Annotated in this window: 14 protein-coding genes; 2 read left to right on the top strand and 12 right to left on the bottom strand. The window is 48.1% G+C overall.

The window, feature by feature from the left end; genetic code table 11:
* Window positions 1-5: 5 nt before the first annotated feature.
* Window positions 6-2,117, top strand: coding sequence for a TonB-dependent receptor plug domain-containing protein (locus RW114_RS05335; RefSeq protein WP_340121683.1), 2,112 nt, complete (start codon window positions 6-8; stop codon window positions 2,115-2,117).
* Window positions 2,118-2,295: 178 nt separating this feature from the next.
* On the opposite strand, the gene RW114_RS05340 is transcribed toward RW114_RS05335, so the two are convergent.
* Window positions 2,296-3,078 carry a PEP-CTERM/exosortase system-associated acyltransferase gene (locus tag RW114_RS05340; protein WP_340121684.1) on the bottom strand — a complete coding sequence of 261 codons (783 nt, stop codon included), beginning with the start codon at window positions 3,076-3,078 and terminating at the stop codon, window positions 2,296-2,298.
* A 621-nt stretch (window positions 3,079-3,699) separates the two neighbouring features.
* On the opposite strand from RW114_RS05340, the gene RW114_RS05345 reads away from it, so the two are divergent.
* Complete coding sequence (locus tag RW114_RS05345) at window positions 3,700-4,482, top strand: methyltransferase domain-containing protein (RefSeq protein ID WP_340121685.1); 783 nt, start codon at window positions 3,700-3,702, stop codon at window positions 4,480-4,482.
* 109 nt (window positions 4,483-4,591) lie between these two features.
* Here the strand turns inward: RW114_RS05345 and purD are convergent, their stop codons facing one another.
* The 11 genes from purD to RW114_RS05400 form a co-directional block, all read right to left on the bottom strand.
* Window positions 4,592-5,869 (bottom strand): phosphoribosylamine--glycine ligase, encoded by a 1,278-nt coding sequence (gene purD / locus RW114_RS05350; protein WP_340121686.1) that lies wholly within the window; start codon window positions 5,867-5,869, stop codon window positions 4,592-4,594.
* A gap of 84 nt (window positions 5,870-5,953) precedes the next feature.
* The gene (gene purH / locus RW114_RS05355; protein ID WP_340121687.1) at window positions 5,954-7,564 is read right to left on the bottom strand and encodes a bifunctional phosphoribosylaminoimidazolecarboxamide formyltransferase/IMP cyclohydrolase; all 1,611 of its coding nucleotides are present in this window, start codon (window positions 7,562-7,564) and stop codon (window positions 5,954-5,956) included.
* A gap of 70 nt (window positions 7,565-7,634) precedes the next feature.
* The gene (locus RW114_RS05360; RefSeq protein ID WP_340121688.1) at window positions 7,635-7,919 is read right to left on the bottom strand and encodes a helix-turn-helix domain-containing protein; all 285 of its coding nucleotides are present in this window, start codon (window positions 7,917-7,919) and stop codon (window positions 7,635-7,637) included.
* Window position 7,920: 1 nt separating this feature from the next.
* Window positions 7,921-8,904, bottom strand: coding sequence for a tRNA dihydrouridine synthase DusB (gene dusB, locus RW114_RS05365; protein ID WP_340121689.1), 984 nt, complete (start codon window positions 8,902-8,904; stop codon window positions 7,921-7,923).
* A gap of 393 nt (window positions 8,905-9,297) precedes the next feature.
* Window positions 9,298-9,825 (bottom strand): hypothetical protein, encoded by a 528-nt coding sequence (locus RW114_RS05370; protein ID WP_340121690.1) that lies wholly within the window; start codon window positions 9,823-9,825, stop codon window positions 9,298-9,300.
* A 218-nt stretch (window positions 9,826-10,043) separates the two neighbouring features.
* Complete coding sequence (locus RW114_RS05375) at window positions 10,044-11,240, bottom strand: class I SAM-dependent rRNA methyltransferase (RefSeq protein WP_340121691.1); 1,197 nt, start codon at window positions 11,238-11,240, stop codon at window positions 10,044-10,046.
* Between the two features lie 263 nt (window positions 11,241-11,503).
* On the bottom strand, window positions 11,504-12,382 hold the full coding sequence (prmA, locus tag RW114_RS05380; protein ID WP_340121692.1) for a 50S ribosomal protein L11 methyltransferase: 879 nt from the start codon (window positions 12,380-12,382) through the stop codon (window positions 11,504-11,506).
* Window positions 12,383-12,481: 99 nt separating this feature from the next.
* Window positions 12,482-13,825 (bottom strand): acetyl-CoA carboxylase biotin carboxylase subunit, encoded by a 1,344-nt coding sequence (accC, locus tag RW114_RS05385; RefSeq protein WP_340121693.1) that lies wholly within the window; start codon window positions 13,823-13,825, stop codon window positions 12,482-12,484.
* Window positions 13,826-13,844: 19 nt separating this feature from the next.
* Window positions 13,845-14,282 (bottom strand): acetyl-CoA carboxylase biotin carboxyl carrier protein, encoded by a 438-nt coding sequence (gene accB / locus RW114_RS05390; protein ID WP_340121694.1) that lies wholly within the window; start codon window positions 14,280-14,282, stop codon window positions 13,845-13,847.
* Window positions 14,283-14,285: 3 nt separating this feature from the next.
* On the bottom strand, window positions 14,286-14,732 hold the full coding sequence (gene aroQ / locus RW114_RS05395) for a type II 3-dehydroquinate dehydratase (protein ID WP_340121695.1): 447 nt from the start codon (window positions 14,730-14,732) through the stop codon (window positions 14,286-14,288).
* 343 nt (window positions 14,733-15,075) lie between these two features.
* Window positions 15,076-16,158, bottom strand: a complete 1,083-nt coding sequence (locus RW114_RS05400; protein ID WP_340121696.1) for a hypothetical protein — start codon at window positions 16,156-16,158, stop codon at window positions 15,076-15,078.
* Window positions 16,159-16,265 lie beyond the last annotated feature (107 nt).

The raw sequence follows: 16,265 nt of genomic DNA on the forward strand, positions 1-16,265 counted from the left end.
TTAAATTGTCCATAATTATTAGCTGGTTAGCGACTATTAGCTACTTCAGTTCAGGTGTTGCCAGTGCTGACGACTTAATGGATCTGTCTCTGGATGAATTGGGTGAAATTGCGGTTACTTCTATTGCTACCGGCACATCAAAACCTATTTTTCAGTCCGCTGCAGTAACCAGCGTGATTACCGCCGAGCAAATCAAATCGATGGGCGCGACCGAGCTGCATGAGGTTCTGGAAACAGTGCCGGGGATTCATGCCAGTCTCCAGGAGAATGTCTATGATTATAATTACACTATTCGCGGTATCCGTAATACGCAAAACTCACAGGTTTTGATGCTGTTAAACGGCACCCGAATTACCACGCCTGTCTTTGGCACATTAATGTCAGGTACGGAGTTGCCTATCGAGGCTATTCAGCAAGTGGAGGTTATTCGGGGGCCGGGCTCTGCATTGTATGGTGCGGATGCGTTTGCGGGCGTCATCAATATCATTACCAAAAAAGCCAAAGATATCAACGGTACGGCCCTGGGGGCTCGCGCAGGTGATCATAGCACTCAGAGCGGATGGGGTCAGCATGGCGCGCAGTGGGCAGGCTGGGATGTGGCGACCAGTCTGCAATATCAGCATACCAGCGGCGATAATGGACGTATCGTTAATGCAGATGTTCAAACCGGCTTTGATACGGCGCTTGGAACGCATGCCTCTCATGCCCCAGGCGCACTGGATACACGCTATGAGACTCTGAACGGGCATCTTAATCTACAACGCAAGCATTGGGATATCGGTTTCTGGGCATTTAATAGTAACGGAGGTAACCGTGCAGGTGCTGCCGGAGCACTGGATCCAAAAGGTAGTGCCGACGGTGAACAGTATTTAGGCGATGTGCGCTTTTCCACGGAAGACTGGCTTGATGACTGGGAGCTGATGGCTCATGCCAGTTATCAGCAGGCTGATTTTCGGGCTAAAACACAGCTTTTGCCGGATAATACTATGTTACCCATAGGTCCTGATGGGAATATTACATCCTCTTTAAGTAACAGTTCATTGGTAAGGTTTCCTGATGGATTCAATCTTAATTTGGGCCGAGTAGAGAAGATTCCCTCGATTGAATTGAGCTCAGTCTACAAGGGACTGGAAAATCACATACTGCGCTTAAGCGCCGGTTTTCGATATGAAGAAGTTACTACCAGTGATAGTAGAAATTTCGGCTATGGTGTGCCGCTGTCCGCTGTGGTTGACGGCACATTAACGAATGTAACGGGTACACCTTTAGCCTATTTACCGGATACGCATCGGACAATCTGGTCCTTGGTAACGCAGGATGAATGGCAACTTGCTGCCGATTGGCAGTTGACTGCAGGCGTACGTTATGACGATTATTCTGATTTTGGCGGAACCGTCAATCCTCGTGTCGCCCTGGTTTGGGATATTAATAAACAACTTACCAGCAAGCTTTTGTATGGAAAGGCGTTTAGAGCGCCCAATTTTGCAGAGCAGTTTACCCAGAATAATCCGGTATTGCTGGGCAACAAAAATTTAGATCCCGAAACCATCAATACTTATGAATGGGCTTTGGATTACCGGCCATTTTCATCACTGAGAACCGCAGTCAATCTATATTATTATAAAATTAACAATCTTATAACGGCAGTGCCTGATCCAGGCAGACAAACAAACATTTATCAGAATAGTGGCAATCAAAACGGCTATGGAACAGAGTTTGAATGGAACTGGCAAGTTGCCGAACAATGGAAGGTGATGGGTAATTACGCATGGCAACACGCAACCAACGAAGTAACCAATCGGTCGGTGACGGGAGTGCCCGAACATCATGTTTATGTGGCGCTTGGCTGGCAGTTTTTGCCTCAGTGGCAATTACAACCCCAGCTGAACTGGATAGGCGGTAGAACCCGTTTACCAGGCGATAACCGGAACTTGAGCGATTACGAAACCATCGACTTAACGCTACGAGGTAAAAAGCTGTTCGGGCATCTCAACCTTGCGGCCTCATTACGCAATGCGTTCGATACCAATTATTATGAACCGGCTGCTCTCCAATTGCCTCAAAATCTGCCTATGCCGGGAAGAAGCTTTTATCTTGAAGCATCGGTTAACTTTTGATGTTTCCCAGTGTTGTTGACTTATAGCGCTTTCATGAGTGAGTCCTGCCACTAAAGCGGAGTAGATGATATTGAAACGAATTTAGCCGTCCATCGATTGATATGCGCTCTTTAAGCGGGCAAGCTAAAGCTTGTCCTCTGTTTTGCGCCTATCGGCGGATTATTATTGTGAATTCATCTTACAGCTTTCGTATGGTGCCAAAGAGGTGATTCTGCTTCTCAACAATAGATCCGGCTTGTAAATAACATCCTTTATTAGTGAGTAAATTCCATATATCCAGGTTTTTTTCGGCTACGCCATCAAGTAGATCGGTTATTTTTATCACACTAGGCCACCGTTTTCCATGAAAGTCCGCCAAAGGTCCAATCCTGGTAAAATGGATGCCTAATGCTGATACAAAACGTAACAACGACAGTTCCGCTCCGGCATATAGATAGTGAATATCGTTTTCATAGCATGCTTTGATATGACAAGCCATTAAAGCGAGAGCAATGTAGGAAAAAGTCCGTCGCTCGGCTAGTGTAAAATGATCCTGCTGATCAGAAGCGATAACCGCTAAGGTATGCGCTTCATTTTTTCTTTTTTTAAACGCTTTCGATACACCAAACCGTGATACTTCTCCCAAGTGCTTTCTATTAATAGGCTGCAGCACGGCAAAATTATCAATCTCACAATGCAGTTCAAGTGGAAACAACTTTTCCGGGTTATTGGCAGCAGGAAGGATAAGCCGAGTTGTCGCGGCATATTCTCCAGACTTGCGGTGACGAATCAGGTAATGAACCGAGCGCCGGTCATAGTCGTCAAATTCCAGATCATCAGGATAGTGTTCAGAATTAAATACTTCATTTTCAATGCAAAACACTTGATAACGCAGTTTATACACCTCATGTTTAAGTTCATCAGAAATCGCCGGTACCATCTCAAAATATTCATTAAAAGCATCAATTATATTGTTAGCCAAGTGCTTGTCTCTTATCTAATCAGGGGTGGTTGGACATATAACTGTTTAATTTCAAAATACTTTTGAATAACTTGAAGGTTTTGGAGAGGGGTTTTACACATTATGCAATTTGAATTTCTTCAATTTACAACAGCAACTAAACCGGCATCAAGGGGCATTTCAGAAAACCACTGCATGATTCCACTCCATGAAAATCTTAAGTGAGTATAGTTTCTATCGGCATAAAAAGCTATGGAGGTATGAATTCTGAGTCCCTTCACACGTCTGATCAGGGAAGAAAGGTAACACGCTGAACTGATGAACAAAAACAAGGTTTTGCTTGATGAGCTATACTCCATGAGCTTATTGGTGCAGCATCCAACAAAAATCAGGTAGGGTACGCACAGCTTACCCTATCTGATTGTTATCCAGGGGAAACGGCATTGGAAAATGTTCGGGTTCGGCAAAATTTCTGACAACGGCTAGGCTGAGCAGCGCTTAGGGAGGTCGATTTTTATACCGCTACTCTCCGGGATAAAGGAGCTTGATCTGCGGTAAGACCATTCGGACAAAAAATTTCAAGGGTTGAAATTCTTGAATGCAAACTCAATATGACACACAAACTGTAATGAAGGATAAAAAATGGCACAACCCAAAGGCTATGTAGACCCGAACTATCTCCGCATCATTGGCAATCAGCTCAATCACATTAAGCAACGCTCCTACGCTCTGATGCAAATTCAGTCTGGGCATAAGGTGCTGGATTTGGGCTGTGGTCCGGGTACTGACACGATACCTTTGGCGCCATTGGTTGGAGTTAACGGACAAGTCATTGGCGCGGATTACGATGAGGCCATGATTGCCGAAGCCGAGCAACGTGCCGAACAAGCCGGTGTCAATACATGGGTCAGACATAAACGCGTTGACGCTATGTCACTGCCGATTGAAACCGATTATTTCGATTCCTGCCGTAGTGAGCGGCTGTTTCAGCATTTACCCAATCCCGCACCAGCTTTAGCTGAAATGACCCGGGTAACAAAACCAGGCGGATGGATAGTCGTTGTGGATACCGATTGGGGTAGCTTATCAACAGATAGCGATGAAACTGATATTGAGCGCCGCCTGGCTCGCTTTCTGACCGAATCCTCTTTGCATAATGGTTACTCGGGACGAAAATTATACCGCTTATTCAAACAACAAAATCTGGCTGATATTTCATTTGAGGTGTTTCCTGTCGCTACTCCCAATTATGCATTGGCTCGTCAGGGAACGCAGGCAGAAAGAATCGAACAGGAAGCCCTTAAGGCGGGCGTCATTACGGCTAAGGAACTCCACCGCTGGCAGGTTGGTCTTGAGCAAGCGGACTCAGAAGGTGTCTATTTTTGTAGTGTCAATGTCATGATGTTTGCTGGACGTAAGAATTGAATCTACTGTTATTGAGGTGTAGGGCGCACCTTATTCACTCAACCCTTTGCGCAATGGGCGACCGGCCGGTCGCCGCTACAATTTATCGCGAGTTCAAATTATTCGGATTTTATTTCTTAATGGCTTTAAAACCAATATCGGTGCGGTAATAGACCTTATCCCAGTGGATGCGCTCGGCTAGCGCATAGGCTCTGCTTTGGGCTTCCATAATATCATCACCCAAAGCGCAAGCGCATAAGACCCGACCGCCGGCTGTGACCAGATCGCTACCGACTTGTTTGGTGGCTGCATGAAAAACCTTGCTGTCTTCGCGCTCCTCGCCAGGCAAGCCGGAAATAACCGCGCCGCTTTGATAGGCATCTGGATAGCCGCCAGCCGCCAAAACCACGCCTAAGGCGGCGCGCTCGTCCCAATCGCTGGTGGTCTTATCAAGATCTCCAGCTAGGGCGGCTTCGCACAATTCTACCAGATCGCTTTTCAAGCGCATCATGATCGGCTGCGTTTCAGGGTCGCCAAAACGGCAGTTGTATTCCAGCACTTTAATCGAACCGTCGACACTAATCATCAAACCTGCGTACAGAAAGCCGGTATAAGGCAGGCCGTCTTCCGCCATGCCTTTTAAGGTCGGCTCGATCACATCGCGCATAACCCTTTGGTGTATTTCAGGGGTGACCACAGGAGCCGGGGAATAAGCGCCCATGCCGCCGGTATTGGGGCCTTGGTCGCCATTATCGCGAGCTTTGTGATCCTGGGAGGTCGCCATCGGCAAGGCGTGTTTGCCGTCGGCAATCACAATAAAGCTGGCTTCCTCGCCGGTCAGAAATTCTTCGACGACGACACGATTACCCGCTTCGCCGAATACATTGCCGGATAACATGTCCTCGACAGCAGCGATTGCATCCGCTTCGGTTTGGGCGACGATCACGCCTTTGCCGGCCGCCAAGCCGTCCGCCTTGACCACAATCGGCGCGCCTTGTTGCCGGATATAGGCTATGGCTTGCTGCTGGTCGGTAAAGGATTGGAACGCGGCAGTCGGGATGTTATGGCGGATCATGAAATCCTTGCAAAAAGTCTTCGAGCCTTCCAGTTGCGCGGCTTTTGCGGTAGGGCCGAAGCACTTTAACCCCGCTTCCTGGAAACGGTCAACGATGCCCAAAACCAGAGGCACTTCGGGGCCGATGATGGTCAGGTCGATCGCTTGTTGTTGCGCGAATGCCAGCAGCGCGGCAATATCGTCGACCGCAATGGCGATGTTTTCAACAGAGGGTTCGAGCGCGGTGCCGGCATTGCCGGGCGCGACAAACACTTTTTCGACTTTGGATGATTGTTTGGCTTTCCAGGCGAGGGCGTGTTCACGTCCGCCGCTGCCGACGATGAGGATTTTCATAATTAAAGGCTAAGGGCTAAGGGCTAAGGGCTAAGGGCTAAGGGGGGCTTTTTTTGCCTTTTGCCCTTAACCTTTTGTCTAAAATTAATGCCTGAAATGGCGCATGCCGGTAAACACCATCGCGATATTGTGCTCGTCGGCTGCGGCAATGACTTCATTATCCCGCATCGAGCCGCCGGGCTGGATGACTGCGGTGATGCCCGCTTCGGCAGCGGAATCAATGCCGTCCCTGAACGGGAAGAATGCGTCGGAAGCCATCGCCGAACCTGGCACATCCAGGCCCGCATCAACGGCTTTGATGCCGGCGATTTTGGCCGAATAAACCCGGCTCATTTGTCCTGCGCCGACGCCGATAGTCTGGCCGTTTTTGCAGTAGACAATCGCATTGGATTTGACGAATTTGGCGACTTTCCAGGCGAACAGCAAATCGGCCAGTTCCTGTTCGCTCGGGGCGCGTTTGCTGACTATTTTGAGGTCGGCGGCGCCGATCTCGCCCAGATCCTTGTCCTGAACCAGCAAGCCGCCGGCAACGCGTTTGAAATCAAGTGACGCCCGGTTTTCGCTGTTCCAGATACCGCATTCCAACACGCGCACATTTTGTTTTGCCGCCAAAACAGCTTGCGCGGCTGCGCTGATAGACGGCGCAATAATCACTTCGACAAATTGACGTTTGACGATTTCAGCGGCGGTTGGTTCGTCCAGTTCCCGGTTAAACGCGATGATGCCGCCGAATGCCGAGGTCGGGTCGGTGGCATAAGCCTTGTCGTAAGCAGCAAGCAGGCTGTCCGCCTGGGCTACGCCGCAGGGGTTGGCGTGCTTGACGATCACGCAGGTGGGTTGGTCGCCGAATGATTTAACGCATTCCAGCGCGGCATCGGCATCGGCAATGTTGTTGTAGGACAGTTCCTTGCCTTGCAGTTGCTTGGCCGCGGCAATCGTACCGCTAGCCGGTGATTTTTCCCGGTAGAACGCCGCGTTTTGATGCGGATTTTCGCCATAACGCATGCTCTGGTGATGATAAAACTGCAAATTCAGCGTTTCGGGAAACTGGACGCCGTTATCGCCAGGGATGGTGTGTATGCCGCAAGCCTGTCGGGAACTGGCGCGGGGAAGGTTGCCCAGATAAGTCGCAATCGCGGTGTCATAACGCGCGGTGTGTTCAAAGCTTTTTAGCGCCAGATTGAAGCGGGTTTGCTGCGCGAGTTCGCTGCTGTTGTTTTGCAGCTCGGCAATAACCGCTGCGTAATCGGCCGGATCGACGATGATCGCGACATCGGCATGATTTTTGGCGGCGGCGCGGATCATGGTCGGGCCGCCGATGTCGATGTTTTCAATGGCGGTGGCAAAATCGCAGTCAGGATTGGCAATGGTTTGTTCAAACGGGTACAGATTGACTACCACCATATCGATCGGTTTAATGCCGTTCGCGGCCATTACTGCATCATCGATGCCGCGACGCGCCAAAATGCCGCCGTGGACTTTGGGGTGCAAGGTTTTGACCCGGCCATCCATCATTTCCGGGAAACCGGTGTAATCGGAAACCTCGGTCGCCGGAATATGATGTTCGGCCAGCGTCTTGGCAGTGCCGCCGGTAGACAGGATTTCGATGCCTAAGTGATCGAGTTCACGGCAAAAATCAACGATACCGGATTTGTCGGATACGCTGATCAGCGCGCGAGTGACTTTTTTGTTCATGCAGGTCTCTTCAATGAAAGGTGAGGACGATTAAAGCTAGAGCGGATTAAAAATCCGGCTTGTTGGCGTCTTAGGACAGGCCGTAAAATTCCAGTTTTTTGCGCAAGGTGCTGCGGCTCAAACCCAATGCTTTGGCCGCTTTGGTTTGGTTGAAGCCTGAATGTTCCAGGGTCGCCTGCAATAAAGGTTTTTCGACTTCGCCGATAACCATCGCATGCAGACCCACCGCATCATGACCGTTCAGGTGCAAAAAATACTGCTCCACGGTCTGTTTAACATGTGCAGATAAAGGAATGGCGGCGTTTTTTTTGCTGTCTATGTTGATGATTTCGGCACTTTTTTGGGATGCGTTCATATTATGCAGCACTGTCGGTAGTTAAAAGATTAAAGGCCGAATGAATCAGCGCTATTTGTTCGGATGGACATTGTGCCTGGTTGATGTTGATTTTGGTATCCGGAGCCACGGACTCAAGATGCTTAAAATACCAAGCTATATGTTTACGGGCTATTTTAACACCGCTTGCATTGCCGTAGAAGCTATATAGTTTGTCCAAATGACTCATGAGTATGCTGTATATGTCAGTAACTGTTGGTTTTTCAAGGTGTTTACCGTGGTTGATAAAGTGAGTTATTTGACTAAATAGCCATGGATTTCCTTGGGCGGCGCGGCCTATCATAATGGCATCTGCACCGGTTGTATGCAGCACAAATAACGCCTGTTCCGGGGTATCAATATCGCCGTTGGCGATAACCGGAATGCTGATGGCTTGTTTCACTTGTTTAACGGTGTCATGTTCGGCTTGACCATTAAATTTACAGGCACGGGTTCGGCCGTGAATAGTCAACGCGGCAATGCCGGAATTTTCGGCTATTCGGGCTATTTGGGCCGCATTACGGCTGTGTAAATCCCAACCGGTACGGATTTTTAAGGTAACCGGAATATCGACGGCATTAACGACAGCATCCAGTATGCGCTTTACCAGCGCTTCATCTCTCATTAGCGCCGAGCCTGCGGCAACTGAACACACTTTTTTGGCCGGACAACCCATATTAATATCGATAATCTGAGCGCCCCGTTGAGCGTTGAGTCTTGCCGCATCAGCCATAAGCTGAGGGTCGGTACCCAGAATTTGTACCGAACGTATGCCGGTTTCACCGTCATGATCGGCTTTTAACAGCGTTCTTTTGTGCTGACGTAAAGCCGGATTGGAGGCCACCATTTCAGATACGGCCAAACCTGCGCCGAATTGCGTGCACAACTCCCTGAACGGACGGTCGCTGATACCGGCCATAGGCGCCAGAATCAGATTGTTTTTAAGTTGATAAGGACCAATGTGCATGAGAGATAAAAGGCAAAAGGCAAAAGGCGAAAAAATCGTAGCAACTCGGTCAATGCAAATTTTCGCTTGTTCCCACGCAGAGCGTCACTGCCAATTAAGTTAAGACATGATAATAATTGTGGGGGCGACTTTAGTCGCCCAGTTAGTACACAACCTACCACTCAATCGGCGACTACCAACAGTAGGCGCTTTACGACTGCATGGATGCAGAAGGTAGAGCAATGCAGGAGCAATTGCCGAGGCGAAGTCGCCCCCACATTAACAATTATTTTGTCGTGCCGCTTAACTTAATCGGAGTGATGCAGAGCGTGGGAACCCGAACCCGTCCTGCTTAGTAGCGGTGAAAGACTAAGGGAGATTTTTTCGCCCTTAGCCTTTCATCTTTCGTCTAAATCACTTGTCTTCAGCATCATTCCAAATTGGATTTCCCCGGTCTTCCGCTTCCAATTTAGTAATATCTTCAGGATATAAATGCCAGAACGACTTATCGATGCTGGCATTGTTATAGCTTTCTTTTTTCTCGTGGGTGAACGGACACCACCAGTTTTCCACGATCTTGACCATATAGGCATGCCATTCGAATAAGGCAACGCTGTAAGGGCAGTACCAAGTACAGTTCAGTATCCAGAACAGTTTTGACTGAGCCATACTGGCTGCGAAAGAACCTTCCATAGTGATCTGGTTTTTCAGGTTATAACGATGACTGCCGCGGTCAGGGATGAAATCAGCCCATGTTTTGAGGTTGGTAGCGCCTTCCATGCGCAAGTGATAGTAGGTCAGATAGGCGCTGGCAATCACAAAAGGGAAGGTCAGTAAAGGCAGGTAGATCAAGACCATGCCGATGCCTCTTTGCCAGACAGGAATTTTTTTATGGTTTTTGCCGATTTCAACGCGGCCGGAACAGGAATCGCAGGCTTTCATTATTTTTATATCCTCATTTTTTCTCGGTTAGTAGGGGGGTTATCGTTGGTTTTGTCTTATCCTCATTAAATAACTGATAAATGCTTAGACACCCGGCGCAGCAAAATTTTTGCAGACCATCACGCGTGGTCAGGGAAAACCCGGTGATTTCTACCGGTTGCCCGCAAAGTACGCAGGGTTTCTTATCTTTTGCATAGCCCATATATAAGCCTCATATTTTACAAGCTTGACGAGACAGAACAAAAAAAAGTTTTCAGATATTCGGTCTCTGGAGCTGCCGGGTCGATTGGGTGGTCGGGCCCTTGGCCTCCAGCTGCAAAAAACACCAGATGACGATCTATGTGTCGTCCTGACGAGCGTAAAATCTCATGCAGATTTTCACGGCTCAGGTGATAAGAGCAAGATGCCGAGACCAATACGCCGTTCTTGGCCAATACCTGTAAAGCCAGGTGATTCAGGCGGCGATAGGCTTCGTAGCCTTGTTTAAAATCTTTTTTGCGTTTAATTAAAGCAGGAGGATCCAGTACGATAATATCATAGAGCTGGTTTTCCAAACGAGATTGCTTTAGGAATTCAAACACATCACTGCGCACAAAGTGCATTTTGTCCTGAACCTGATTGAGTACTGCGTTTTCCCCGGCTAATGCCAGCGCGCTTTCCGAAGCATCTACGCAAGTGACTTCGGAGGCTCCGGCTAAAGCGGCAGGAATGCCCCATGCTCCGGTATAGGAAAATAAATCCAGCACCCGCTGTTCTTTGGCAATACCCGCTAATTGGGCGCGGCTGCTGCGGTGATCGTAAAACCAGCCGGTTTTTTGCCCTCCCAGTATGTCGATCTTAAATTGAGCGCCATTTTCTTCGATGATCAGCGGCTCGGGGAGCTTGCCGTAAGCGAGTTCGGATTCCAGGCTTAAGCCTTCCTGTTGCCTTTGGCTGTTATCATTTTTCAGGATAATGGCCTCGGGACTCAGCAATTCAATCAGCGCAGTAAACAGCGATTCTTTACGCAGTTCGATGCCGGCGGTGGTTATCTGCACCGACAATACCGAACCGAAACGGTCGATGACCAGACCGGGCAAGCCGTCACTTTCGCCGAATATTAGACGGTAGTAGGGTTTGTCGAACAGTCGTTCCCGTAGCGCCAGCGCGGTAGTCAAGCGTTCTTTGAAGAAGTTGGCGCCGCATTTCAAGTTGGGCTTTCTGGACAAAAGCCTTGCACATATCAGGGTTTGCGGGTTGATGTAGGCAGTGCCCATTACCTTGCCGTCGTCACTTTTTACCTGTACCAGGTCGCCTGCGCTGAACTGTTCAAGCGGTGAGCGCTTGGTGTCGACTTCGTTGCTGAAAACCCATAGATGGCCTTTGCGCAGACGTTTGTCCTCGTTCTTTTTTAAATAAATTTCCGGATGTGCCATTGTCGTTAAATGAGTTAAAAAGTATAACCGCCGACTTTTCAGTGCGGCGATGTTCAGGCGGATATGCCTTAAGTTGATGCTGATGCGATACTTGGAGAATTCCCGAGAGAGATCATCCTGTCAAGAATTTGATCCGCAGGAAAAAACAGGGTTCATGAAAATCACGAAAAAAAGCAGTCGAAAGAATCTTATTGCAATATATTTCGTGCTTTTCGTGTCCTTCGTGGACGATTCTTTTGGTAGGGTCCTTATCGGAAATTAGCTTAGCGCTTGATGCCTTCAAGCCTGATCCAGTCTTCCTGTTGTACCGGTGCGTCGAACGTTATGTATGGCCGATAAGCGTCCATGACCGCTTCGGCTTGTTCATGCAAGATGCCGGATAAAATCAGATGGCTGCCGGGAGTAACCAGCTTGGAAATCTGTTCCGCCATATCGATCAGGGGTTTTGCCAATATATTCGCCAGCACTATGTCAGCCTGAAACGGGGAAAACTGTTCGGGCAGATAACAGCTGATTTTATCTTGTACCTTGTTCTTTAGCGCGTTGCTCTGTGTTGCCGTTATTGCCTGGGGATCGATATCCACAGCATGCGCTTCTTTGGCATCTAATAATATTGCCGCAACAGCCAGTATGCCTGAGCCGCAACCGTAATCGATGACGGTTTTACCGGCCAAGTCATGGCCGGCCAGCCATTCCAGGCATAAAGCGGTGGTCGGATGGGTGCCGGTGCCGAAAGCAAGGCCCGGATCGAGGATCAGGCAAACTGTTCCGGGCTCATATTGCTCCTGATCGGTTGGGCAAACCCAGAGTTTATCGGCAAACTTCATCGGTTTATAAAATTCCATCCAGGCGCGTTCCCATTCCTGATCGGCAACTTCTTCATACCGCCAGTTGAGCAATTGTTCAGGCTTAAACCGGGCATAAACTAAAGTCTTGATCAGCGCCGGTTCAGCGTCCAGTTCATATAGCGCAATGACTTCGGTATTGCTCCATATTTTGGTTTCGCCGATAGCCGGTTCGTAAACCGGCTCGTCTTCGGCGTCCATGTAGGTAACGGACACGGCGCCAAGGTTGTCGAAAAAATCGGCAAGCCGGGGGGCAAGGTCTTCATCGGTGATAACGGAAATTTGGTGCCAGGTCATGATGTGGATTCTTGTGGGTAGGGGCAGGGGATTTATTCACCACGAAGACACGAAGAATAAACAGAAAACTTCGTGTCTTCGTGGTGAACTTTTAAGCTTTTAATAAATCCCCAGCTTTTTTTCCAGGTAATGGATATTTTGGCTGCCGACTGCAAAGGCGCTGTCATTCATGATGTCATGCTGCAAAGGGATATTGGTTTTAATGCCGTCGATGATGATTTCGCTTAACGCGGTGTTCATCCGGGCAATCGCGCTCTTGCGGTCTTCGCCGTGGGCAATCAGTTTGCCGATCATCGAGTCGTAGTAAGGCGGGACTTTATAGCCGTTGTAAATATGGGTCTCGCAACGGATGCCGGGGCCTCCGGGCATATGGAACTGGTCAATAGTGCCGGGGCAGGGCATGAAAGTTCTGGGATCTTCAGCGTTTAACCGACATTCAATCGCATGGCCCTGAATTTTTACCTGATCCTGAGTCATTGACAGCCGTTCGCCTGCGGCAATACGCAGCTGTTCTTTGACGATGTCAAAGCCGGTCACCATTTCGGTAACCGGATGTTCAACCTGCACGCGGGTGTTCATTTCGATGAAATAGAACTCGCCTTTTTCATACAAAAATTCAAAAGTGCCTGCACCCAAATAGCCGATGTCGACACAGGCTTTGGCGCAACGCTCACCGATGGCTTTGCGTTGTGCTTCGGTGATACCGGGCGCCGGGGCTTCTTCGACCACTTTCTGATGGCGACGTTGCATGGAACAGTCGCGTTCGCCCAAATGTATCGCGTTGCCGTGCGCATCGGCCATGACCTGAAACTCGATGTGCCGGGGATCTTCCAGGAACTTTTCCATGTACACCGTGGGGTTGCCGAAGGCAGTGCCCGCCTCGGCTTTAGTCATCGAAATGGCGTTTAATAACGCCGCTTCGGTATGTACCGTGCGCATGCCTCTGCCGCCGCCGCCGCCGGCGGCTTTGATGATAATCGGATAACCGATTTCCTGAGCCAGCTTCAGGTTTTTTTTGTTGTCATCCGACAAGGGGTCGTTGTTGCCGGGTACGCAGGGAATTCCGGCGGTCAGCATGGCTTTCTTGGCGGAAATCTTGTCGCCCATCATGCGGATGGTTTCCGCATTCGGGCCGATAAAAACAAAGCCGCTTTGTTTGACTTTTTCAGAAAAATCGGCGTTTTCAGACAAAAAGCCGTAACCCGGATGAATGGCTTCTGCATCGGTCACTTCAGCGGCGCTGATGATGGCCGGAATATTCAAATAGCTGTCAGCGGATGCGGCAGGGCCGATGCAGACCGATTCATCAGCCAGGCGCACATGCTTGAGATCACGATCCGCCTCGGAATGTACGGCAACAACCTTGACGCCTAATTCCCGGCAGGCGCGTAAAATACGCAGTGCGATTTCGCCTCGATTGGCGATAACGATTTTATCGAACATGAGTTTTCCGTCCCTGGTGTTATTCAATGATGAATAATGGTTGGCCATATTCGACAGGCTCGGCGTTTTCAACCAAGACTTTAGTGATGGTGCCGGTTTTATCGGACTCGATCTGGTTAAGGATTTTCATGGCCTCAATGATGCATAAGGTGTCGCCGACCTGGACGGATTGACCGACTTCGGCAAAAACCTTGGTGCCCGGTGAAGCGGAACGATAAAAGGTGCCGACCATCGGCGACTTAACCACATGTCCGCTGATGTTTTCTTCTGCTGAACCAGCTACTGAAACGGCTATCGCAGGTGCGGCAGCAACGGGTGCCGACGCATAGGCGACAGGTGCAGGGGCGGCAGAATAACGGCTGATGCGAATGGATTCTTCGCCCTCTTTGATTTCCAGTTCAGCAATGCCGGATTCTTCGATAATCTCGATGAGTTTTTTTATTTTTCTAATATCCATGGTTTAGTGTCTCTCGGCTAATATCTGATGAGCGGCCAGTAAGGCCAATTCGTACCCTGTTGCGCCTAATCCGCAGATAACGCCTTTGGCAATATCCGAGAAATAGGAATGTTTTCTAAAAGGTTCACGTGCGTGGACGTTTGATAAATGAACCTCTATAAATGGGATCTTGGTTGCCAGCAGCGCGTCGCGAATAGCGACGCTGGTATGGGTAAAGGCTGCCGGATTCATGATGATGAAATCAACCTGGGCTTGGTAAGCCTCGTGTATCAATTCCACTATCTGGTGTTCTGCGTTATTTTGATGGAAGTTAAGCTGATGCCCCAGTTCCACAGCCTTTTGTTCCAGATGTTGTCTAATGTCCGCGAGAGTTTGATTGCCGTAAAGACCGGGTTCGCGAATGCCCAACAGGTTTAAATTCGGCCCATTTAGAACGGTAATAGTCGCCATCAATCTGCAAGTCGGTTAGGGTTTAAAAGCATAATTAGCCGCTAATTTTGCCCAATTTGTAAGGTTTTGTCCAGATATTCTATTTTTAGCAAAAGATAGCGACAGAATCCGAGCTGATTGGAGTCGTTACGCACAAGTCAGCGGATTTTAAAAGTTATTTGTGCATCAGTATGGCAGTCGACCTCAAAAGCATCGTTCACCCCAATTGCCTGTAGAGTTTTGCAAGTATTAAAATCGGAATCCGCAGCCTGTAGTTGGGTCTTGTTAATGGCTGATTAAAATGAAGTACACAATTTTGCCGGCACATTGAATGTATGAAGTAGATGGTTAATGCTTGAAAGAACTAGACATCAAACAGTCTTTTATTATTACAGGCTTCCAAAAAAGGGAATTTCAGAAAATTGACATCAGCGTAAGGCTTAAGCTTTGCCTGTCGAGCTAATGTATTAAAAATCTGTTCAGGTGTCCTACCGTCATTTTGGCATTCGTCCAACACTTGCTCAATCCAGTACTTGCCGTCATTTTTAGTGCAACATTTTGCTTTGTAGCGTTCATCTATTCCGTAAACGTCCAACCAAGTATCCAATTCTTCCCTGAGTTCGTCAGGCCCGGTTTGCAGCTCAATATCGGCAGGCTGAATATTATTCCAATCATGACTATCCAGTGTAATTTTGAATTCAATGGTGTATTGATTTACCTGATAAGGATAAAACGATTTTCGTATGCCTCCGGTTTGGGGCAAGAGAGGATCTTTGGCGTTATAAAGCGGATCTTGGGCTAATTTATAGGAGCTGTTGCATTCGTTGCAAGCCGGTGCCAGGTTACGAAAGTTTATTGAGTTAAACGGATATTTTCCTTTAGGTAAATAATGATCGTAAGCCTCCCGCTTGCTGTGGTAATTGCCTTTTACATTATTGATGCCGCAAAAAGGGCATTTGCCGCTAGCATTTTTGCTAATAAAGTCGGTGTAGTGGTTTTCTATTTGGCCGATTCTGCTGGAGATAGAGGTGAGTGAAAGAAAGCTTTGAGAATAGAGATTTTTAAAAAAATCTTTCAGATGATGGCTGAGTTTATCCGACAATTTTTCAATATCATTGTATGTTACCGGCGAAACAGACGGGTCTTTAGCACATAGCAAATCGACTCTATTATTTGAACGATACCAATGTTTTAAATTTTCAATATCCGTATTTTCCAGGATTTTGAAATCCTCAAAAATGTGCTGCAACCCGGCTAGAAAAAAATCGGCGCCTTTATGTTGACTGTAATGCAGCTCCGTAATAATTTCACATAACTCTTCATTGCCCGAAAACAGCTCTTCGATGACATAATCCTTTCCTTTAGCCTTACACCACACCTCAAAAAATATAAAATTGATATACCACTGCATTTTCTCCATATAGACTTCCAGAAAATTAATTTCCAAAACAGTAAAAAACTCCTTTGAAGATATACTTATTTCTACTGAAAAAACTTAAAGGAGCACTTAAAATCATAACGCTAAGCTTTTCGAATTCAATTGTACAAAAACTG

Origin of the sequence: Methylobacter svalbardensis (assembly GCF_037671525.1) — a bacterium.
GTDB classification, from domain to species: domain Bacteria; phylum Pseudomonadota; class Gammaproteobacteria; order Methylococcales; family Methylomonadaceae; genus Methylobacter_A; species Methylobacter_A svalbardensis.